We start from the raw sequence: 7236 nt of genomic DNA, 5'->3' as shown, positions 1-7236 counted from the left end.
GGAACGTCGGGCGGGCAGGATGCCCGCCCCACTGCCGGCCGGAGGCCGGCGCTACTGCCCCTCCGCACGGGCCAGGCTGATGGTCATCTCGCCGTCGCCGATACGCACGGTCTTCGTCTCGCCCTCGCCTGGGCCGGCCGCCATGCTGACCGAAAGCGTCTCCGCCATGATGTACTCGCGCCAGGCCTCGACGGCCGCCGCCAACTCGGCCGAATCGGTCGCGTAGCTGAAACGGATGCGATCCTCGATGTTCAGATCGGCGTCTTTGCGGAGCTGCTGCACGTGGCGGACGGTATCGCGCGCCCAGCCCTCGTCGCGCAGCGCCGGCGTGATCTCCGTGTTGAGGACGAGCATGATGCCCCCCGCCTCGGCCACGGCCTGGTTCTCGGGCGTCAGACGCCGGACCTCCACGTCCTCAGGTGCGACCCGCACTTCCCGCCCGTCCACCTCGACGAGCAGGTCCTGCCCGGCCTGGACCGTTCGCGCGGCCTCGGCGGGATCCAGGGCCTTGAGGGCCTGGGCCACCTTGCCGGCCTCGGACTTGTGCTTCGGGCCGAGCGCCCGCATGTTGGGCACCAACTCGAAGCTCTCCAGCTCGCCGGCGTCTGACTGCACCAGGAGCGCCTTGATGTTCAGTTCGTCGAGCAGCGGGCCCTCGAAACGGCGCAGCGCCGCCTGCTTCTCGGGGTCGGCGGTGACGGCGACCAGCCCGGACAGCGGCTGGCGCACGCGGAGCTGCTCCTGCATGCGCAGCCCCAGCACGGCCGTCACGGCGGAGGTCACGACGTCCATGTCGCGGCTCAGGTCCTCGGCGATCAGGTCCGCCCGGGGCTGCGGGTACTCGCAGAGGTGCACGCTCTCGGGCGCCTCGGGGTCCTGCGCGGCCACGAGGTCGAGGTACATGTACTCGGTCAGGAACGGGATGACAGGCGCCAGGACCTTGCAGAGCGTCACGAGCGTCTCGTAGAGCGTCTGGTAGGCGGACAGCTTGTCCCGGTCGTCCTCGTCGCGCGCGCGCCAGAAGCGGCGCCGGCTGCGGCGGACGTACCAGTTCGACAGGTCGTCGATGAGCTTCTCCGCGCGGCGCACGAGCGCGGCGACGTCGTAGTCCTCCATGCGCTCGTTGGCGGTGCGCACGAGCAGTTGGAGGTCGCTCAGCAGCCAGCGGTCCATGTCCGGCCGCTCACCGTACGGCACGGGCTCCGCGGCGGGGTCGAACTCGTCCAGCCGCGCGTAGTTGCTGAAGAACGCGTAGACGTTCCAGAGTGTGTTGAAGACCTTCCGCTCGGTCTGCTGGCTGATGTCCCAGCCGAAGTTGACGTTGTTGACGGGGTTCTGGCGGCAGAAGACCCAGCGCATGATGTCGCAGCCCATGCGTTCGGCCGCCTCGTCGAACTCGATGGCGTTGCCCCACGACTTGTGCATCTCCCGTCCCTGCTCGTCGCGCACGAGCGCATGGCCGAGCAGCGTCTTGAACGGCGGGATGCCCTCCATCATCGTGCTCATCGCCAGCAGCGCGTAGAACCAGTTGCGGAACTGGCCCGGGAAGCACTCAGTGACGAAGTCGGCGGGGATCCACTTCGCCCAGTAGTCGCGGTCCTCGCGATAGCGCACGGTCGAGTAGGGAACGATGCCGGCGTCGAGCCACGGGTTGCCCACGTCCGGGATGCGGCTGACACGCTTGCCGCACTTCGGGCAGGCGACCTTGACGGCGTCGATCCACGGGCGGTGCGGGGAGTTGCCCTCGAACTCGTCCCAACCCTCGACGGCGCGCTCCTTCAGCTCCTCCTTGCTGCCGACGACGTCGAACCAGCCGCACTCGCAGCGCCAGATGGGCAGCGCCAGGCCCCAGTAGCGCTTCTTGGAGATCATCCAGTCGCGCATGTTGGCCAGCCAGTCCAGCTCGCGGTCCAGCCCCCACTCGGGAATCCAGCGTATCTGCCGGGCCACGTCGCGTATCTCCGTCCGCCACGACATGTCGATGTACCATTCCTCGACATTGCGGAACAGCAGCGGCGTCTTGCAGCGCCAGCAGTGGGGGTAGCTGTGGGTGTACGGCTGTCGCTTGTAGTAGAGGCCCTTCTCGCGCAGACTTGCGAACACGACCTCGACCACGTCGGACGCGGCGCGGCCGGTCAGCGGACCGAAACCGTCCAGGAACACGCCCTCTTCGTCGATCGGCGCCACGACGGGCAGGCCGAGTTCGCGACCGAGGTCGAAGTCCTCCTTGCCGCAGCCCGGCGCGATGTGGACGATGCCCGCGCCCTCGGTGCCGGTCACCAGGTCCCAGGCGACCACACGGTGCGCGGCGACGGCCTCAGCGGCGGCCGGCAGCTCATCGAACGGGCCGTCGTAGGTCCACCCGACCATCTCGGCGCCGACGAGCGTGCCGAGCACCTCGATGGCACCGCGTTCCTTCATCTCGTGCAGGCAGGTCTGGGCGATGTAGTAGACGTCGCCGTCCTGGCGCACACGGGCGTAGGTCAGCTCCGGATGCACGGCGCAGGCGACGTTGGACGAGAGCGTCCACGGCGTCGTGGTCCAGACGAGCAGGTACTCCCCCTCGCGCCCCCGCAGCGGCAGGCGCGCGAAGACGGCCTCGTCGGTCACGTCCTCGTAGCCCTCGTGCATCTCGTGCTGGCTGATGCCCGTGCCGCAGCGGGGGCACCAGGGCATGCTGTCGCGGCCGATGTAGATGAGCCCCCGGTCGTGGCACTTCTTGAGGAAGGCCCAGATCGTGTAGTTGTTCTCGTCCGTCATCGTGTAGTAGGAGTCGTCCCAATCCATCCAGTAACCGAGCCGGATGGACTGCTCCGTCTGGATGGCGGCGAACTTGCGGACGCGCTCCTTGCACTTCTCGACGAACCGGGCGACTCCGTACTCCTCGATGTCGCGCTTGCTCTGGAAGCCCAGCTCCTTTTCCACCTCGACCTCGACCCAGAGGCCCTGGCAGTCGAAGCCGTTCTGATAGCGCTGCTCATGGCCGGTCATGGCGTGGTAGCGCAGGTAGACGTCCTTGTACGTGCGGCCCCAGGCGTGGTGCACCTTCATGGGGTTGTTGGCCGTGATGGGGCCGTCCAGGAAGGACCAGCGGGGCTTGCCCTCGTTCTGGCGCCGCAGCTTGTCGAAGATGCGGCCCTCGTCCCAGAACCGCAGCATCTGATGCTCGACGTCTACCAGCGAGACCTGAGTATCCACTCTGCGAAACACGTGTGACTCTCTTCCAAGCAGGGACAGACGGACTGCAGCCGTTGGCCGGGGCGGGAGGCGGCCGCCGAACCCCCACGGGGTCGGCTCAACCGATAATGGCGTCGAGCGCGTCGCGGCCGACGCGCTCGATCAACACCTCCTTGAACCGGGAGTGGTGCCCGGAAAGCACGCGCACCTGCGACTTGCTGACGCCCAGCGCATCGGCCAGGAACCGGCAGACGGCCTTGTTGGCCTTGCCGCGCTCGGGCGCGGTCGTGATCGACAGCTTCAGCCGGCCGTCGTGCTCGCCGTAGATCCGGTTTCGGCCGGCGCCCGGCTCCACCAGCAGAGGCACGGCCAGACCGTCCGGCGTATCCCTGACCTGGACCACGGATCGGCACTCCCTGCGACGACCGCGCAAGTCGGCGTGCGGAAAGGCTCAACGACGCGCCCCATTCTATCGGACCGTCGCCGGAACCGTCAAGGCACGCGCGCGTTCACCGCAACGGCTTGATTCACCGCAGAGAACGCAGAGGGCGCAGAGAACGGCAAAGAGCCAAACACAGGATATGTGCCCCCGCTCCCTCTGATGTCCCCTCTTGCCGTCTGTCCCCGTCCGCCCCTTCCGTTGCCCCCCGTTGCCGTCCGTAGCCGTCCGTCCCTTCCGTTGCCCCCCCGTTGCCGTCCGTCCCCGTCCGTCCCTTCCGTTGCCACCCCGTAGCCGTCCGTAGCCGTCCGTTGCCGTCCGTTGCCGTCCGTTGCCGTCCGTTACCCTCCGTTGCCTTCCGTGCCGTTCGTTGCCGTTCTCCGCCGTTGCCGTTCTCCGCGTCCTCTGCGTCCTCTGCGGTCCCTAAAGTCCGTCTGTGCACAACGGCGGGTGCCGGCTCAGACCAGGTCGCGCCACTGTTCGCTCTTCTTCATTCGCTCGACGAGGCGCTTCACCTTGGCACACTGGTCCTTCGGGCAGATGAGCAGCGCGTCGCCCGTGTCCACGACGGCCAGGCCCTCCACGCCGATGGTCGCCACAATCCTGCGCTCCGGGTTGCGGACCACGACGGTCGTGTCGAACGTCTCGTCGGCCAGCACGGGCCCCAGGAACAGGTTCCCGTCTTCGTCGGGCGGGTAGGCGTCGGTCAGGGTGGCCCAGCTCCCGATGTCGCTCCACTCCATGGCGACGGGGATGACGGCCATCTGCCCCTCCCTGGCCGTCGGCTCCAGGACGGCGTAGTCGATGGCCACCTTCTTGATGCGGGAGTAGACGACGCGGAGCGCCTCGCGGAAGTCGCCCCGCTGCAGGGCCTCCCGCAGCTCCATGAGGTCCTCGTGCATCTCCGGCTCCAGGCGTCGGAACCGCTTCAGGAGCGTCTCGGAGGTCCAGACGAAGAAGTTGGCGTTCCACAGATAGTCGCCGCTGGCCGTATACGACTCCGCCAGGCGGTATTCCGGCTTCTCGACGAACTCGGTGACAAGATGGACGGGCAGGCCGTCGCACTCCTCCAGCACCTCGCCCTTGCGGATGTGGCCGTAGTTCGTCTCGACGCGCGTCGGCTCGCAGGCGATCGCCACCAGGTAGCCGGGGTGCTTCTTCAGAAAGGTCTCGGCCGCCCCGAGCGCCCGCGTGAACACCTCCGGCCGGCCCACGTAGTGGTCGCTGCCCAGGCTGGCGATGATGCCTTCGCCCCCGCGGGCGGTCACGTAGACGGTCTCCAGCCCCACGGCGGCCGCGGTGTCCCGCAGGACGGGTTCGACAATGAACTGGTCACGCTCGACGTCGGGCAACTGGCTCAACGCCAGGTCCAGGCTGTCCTTGCCCACCGAAACGTAGATCTCATCCGGCCCGGCCAGGCCGGACTGTCGGAAGCGATCATAGGCAACCTGAACGGGGCTCCGCCCCTCGGTGAGCGGCAGAAACTGCTTCGGACGGGCCGACCGGCTCCAGGGCCACAGACGCGTCCCAATCCCACCGGCGCGTATGACGATGCGCATCCTCAGACACCCCTCGAATGACCTCGGACGGCGGCACGGCGGAGGCGCGGTACCCTGCCCTCCGCACCCTCTTCATGATACTCGATGGGCGCGCCGGGAGCCAGACGATTTCGTCCCCGCCGCCCACCGGCGCGGGGCGAACGAGGAGTTGATTTCGGCCCCGCCGCAGCCCTATGCTGACGTTCGGAATGGACTGACTTCCCTTGGAGCAGAAGGTCGCGATGGACGACAACAAGACCCGGAACGCGATCATCCAGTGCGCCGACGGCATCAGCAGCCGCATCGACAGGGGCCAGAAGCCCACGCTCAGGCTGCCCAAGCGGGCCCTGAGCAACGTGGCCTATGACGAGAAGGACGGCTTCTTCCGCCTGAAGAAGGCGCAGATCACCCGCACCCTGACGTACAACACGGTCAAGACCTTCGCCCAGACCCTCCGCATGATGGCGCTCTCGAAGGAGGCCATCGAGTCCGACGAGGAGGTGACCAAGCGAGAGGCCTACTACGTCTCCAAGAACTGGGGCGAGGCCCGCTTCGAGCAGCAACCGGAATCCGACACCGTCATCGAGGACATCGAGGCCCTCTTCCGCGTCAACCGTGAGCAGCTCGGATTCATCCCCGAAGAAAAAGGCGGCGAGGTCGCCGGGGCGCTCGTCGTCATCGACCACGACCGCACCACGGGCGAACGGATCGAGATCGACTGCACGCGGTTCGGCAGCGGCGCCTACTCCGTGCCCATCAGCGTCGAGGAGTTGGAGTTCCGCACGAAGGCGAAGTTCATCCTGGCCATCGAGACCGCCGGCATGTTCCAGCGGCTCAACAACCACTCGTTCTGGCGCGAGGCGAACTGCGTGCTCGTCTCCATGGGCGGCGTGCCCACGCGCGCCTGCCGCCGGTTCATCCGCCGCCTGAGCGAGACGCGCAAGATCCCCGTCTATGCCTTCGTCGACGGCGACCCCTACGGCTACGGCAACATCTACCGCACGCTCAAGGTCGGCAGCGGCAACGCCGCCCACATCAACGAGTTCTTCTGCGTGCCGCATGCCACGTTCCTCGGCGTGACGCCCTACGACATTGAGCAGTACGACCTGCCCACCCACCCGCTCGCCGAAGTCGACATCAAGCGCGCGAAGGACCTGATGAAGAACGACCCCTTCTTCCGCCATCACAAGCCGTGGCAGAAGGCCATCCAGAAGATGCTCAAGCTCGGCCAGAGGGTCGAGCAGCAGGCATTCGCCAAGCACGGCCTCAACATGGTCATCGAGAAGTACCTCCCCGAGAAGCTGGCCAGAACCGCCGACTTCCTTCCCTGACCGGCCAACGCGTGGATGACCCGAAGACGGGCAGAGTTTGCCGCCAATCTGGTGGCGCTCGCGGAACAAGGGGAGAGCGATGACATTGACTGAAGCGATCAAGCAGTACGTCCAGGCGGCGGATGGCCCTGTTACTGGCGAAATGGTAAGACGCGCCATTGCTGAGCACTACCCCGGCCAGTGGAAGACGTCGTCCGTCCAAGCGCATTTGTACGCCTGCCAGGTCAACAACCCGAAAGCATACATCCACCACCCATTCGCTGATCGATACCTGTACAAGAACTCGGACGGGACATTCGTGCTGTACGACGAGAAGACACACGGGCCGAATGAGTGGCAGCCTGGAGATGAGGTTGAATCGGAAGAGGGACCGGATGATCTGCTGCAGTCCAGCATAGGTCTTGAACGCGATCTGGAAGGCCATCTGGTCCAGAATCTCGCTCAAATCGAGCCTGGGATGGAATATGTTGCTCGCTAGGTCTCCACGGACGTTGGCCGAGTCGATATCGAGGCCCTTGACGCCAATGGGATCACTACGGTGATCGAAGTCAAAGTTGGCGAGGCGAGGGATGCAGCCATTGGGCAGATCGCACGATACATCGGCTTATACCAGCAGAAGGGGCAAGTGCGTGGGATACTCATTGCCAGTGACTTCCCGGAGCCTATCCGTTGTGCTGCAACAGCGATCCCGAATCTGAAACTTATGAGGTACCGGGTTCAGTTCAGCTTTGATGAGCCAACGCATTAGATT

At 66.1% G+C, this 7236-nt stretch carries 4 protein-coding genes and 1 pseudogene; 2 read left to right on the top strand and 3 right to left on the bottom strand.

The genetic code is table 11. The annotated features are described in order from the left end of the window. Nucleotides 1-51 precede the first annotated feature (51 nt). The 3 genes from GXY85_10645 to GXY85_10635 form a co-directional block, all read right to left on the bottom strand. The gene (locus tag GXY85_10645) at nt 52-3210 is read right to left on the bottom strand and encodes an isoleucine--tRNA ligase (protein ID NLW51277.1); all 3159 of its coding nucleotides are present in this window, start codon (nt 3208-3210) and stop codon (nt 52-54) included. An 85-nt stretch (nt 3211-3295) separates the two neighbouring features. Beyond that, entirely contained in the window at nt 3296-3580 is a 285-nt protein-coding gene (locus GXY85_10640) for a DUF167 domain-containing protein (GenBank protein ID NLW51276.1), read from the bottom strand. Nucleotides 3581-4074: 494 nt separating this feature from the next. Then, nucleotides 4075-5175: a mannose-1-phosphate guanylyltransferase gene (locus GXY85_10635; protein NLW51275.1), complete on the bottom strand. Its 1101-nt coding sequence runs from the start codon at nt 5173-5175 to the stop codon at nt 4075-4077. Between the two features lie 221 nt (nt 5176-5396). Here GXY85_10635 and GXY85_10630 point away from each other — a divergent pair, with 221 nt between their 5' ends. Together GXY85_10630 and GXY85_10625 are read left to right on the top strand one after the other, a co-directional pair. Further along, nucleotides 5397-6485 (top strand): DNA topoisomerase IV subunit A, encoded by a 1089-nt coding sequence (locus GXY85_10630; GenBank protein NLW51274.1) that lies wholly within the window; start codon nt 5397-5399, stop codon nt 6483-6485. 79 nt (nt 6486-6564) lie between these two features. Continuing rightward, nucleotides 6565-7233: pseudogene (locus tag GXY85_10625) on the top strand (DUF91 domain-containing protein). Nucleotides 7234-7236: the final 3 nt, after the last annotated feature.

Source organism: Candidatus Brocadiaceae bacterium (genome assembly GCA_012728835.1).
Classification (GTDB): Bacteria; Planctomycetota; Brocadiia; order SM23-32; family SM23-32; genus JAAYEJ01.
The sequence above is the reverse complement of the archived record's forward strand: the minus strand, read 5'-3'. Positions and strand labels throughout refer to the sequence as shown.